This window comes from Endozoicomonas sp. SESOKO4 (assembly GCF_024606275.1).
The window spans coordinates 1-1,111 of the sequence record NZ_JAHHPS010000545.1 but is presented as its reverse complement, the minus strand read 5'-3'; the positions used below and the strand labels follow the sequence as shown (position 1 = coordinate 1,111).

1 protein-coding gene is annotated in these 1,111 nt (G+C 46.7%); it reads left to right on the top strand.

Annotation, left to right across the window (positions count from 1 at the left end; all coding sequences use genetic code 11):
- A partial coding sequence (locus KDK16_RS10560) for a hypothetical protein (RefSeq protein ID WP_257276055.1) occupies nucleotides 1-1,111 on the top strand: 1,111 nt, incomplete at both ends.

Here is a 1,111-nt window from a genome sequence, read left to right as displayed (position 1 = left end):
CTGGATTATGAGGTTCTTCGAACCTTCCACCCAACCTTGTTTATCTTTGATGCAGAGCGTTCATCCGAAAAGGGGCAGCGAGCTGTTTATGAATTGCAATTGTCGGAGCCCGTCACCGGCAGCTCCGGAAGGGTCAACAGTTTTCAGTTACCGGATAATTCGGCTTTTGTGGGAAACGGAACGGATATTCTGCCTGAATTTGTGATTCGGGGAAGCGCAGGGAATCAATACGTGATGTCGGCAACCCGTAATGATTCTGTTTATTATCTGGCGAATATCGAAATCAATTCCAGAAATCCCATAAAGGCAGGCCGTTCAACAGCAACAGTTACTACAGGGAACGCTGGGGCAACCCCGACCAGAAAATATCACACACTGGCAGGTATTCTGGATCTGAAGGGAGCTGGTCTCTTTGTTGCAGACAACATTAGGGTGGTACTTGATCCAGCGAATAGTAACAGGAGGATTAAGCCGGTAAATCTGGGTTGCACTGACGATGCTGACGGGATAGGACCAGAGGAACATTTCGTCTATCGATTTATGCACTCTGAATTTGCTCTTTTACAGGGCGTGCAGGGATCAAGGTATGCTCAACCGGCTGCAATGAATGTTGAATGTGATCAGAAAACAGGGCAAGTGCAGTTGACGATGAAAAACACTAAAACAGTCATATCGGTATCCTCAGAAATGGATACTCTTACGCCCGGATCGTCACGAAACAGTGGTGTGTTGTTCTCTATTAGCTTATCGTCCAGAGAAAACGTTCTGAGCTTTGTTGATTCTACCTGTAACAGCGTCGTTGATCAGCACGGCAATGATCTGTCCATTGATACAGCTCGTCTATCGGATCCTGATCACTTTATGGGTCGCGTCTATGACAGTACCTACTGTTCTGATATCAAAATGATAAATGGAGCGTTTGGATTAAAAGAAAGAGAACAGGCCTGGGGTTGGATACCTTTTAAATATCCCGATCAGCATCCCTGCTCGTCTGATTCAGAGAAGCGTTATCGAGCAGGATTTGCGCCAGTGAGCGCATGGTCTTCGGCAGGTTTTGATGTTGCCTGTCATTGCACTATGCCAACATCCGCTTCATCCACAGTCTCTCCCT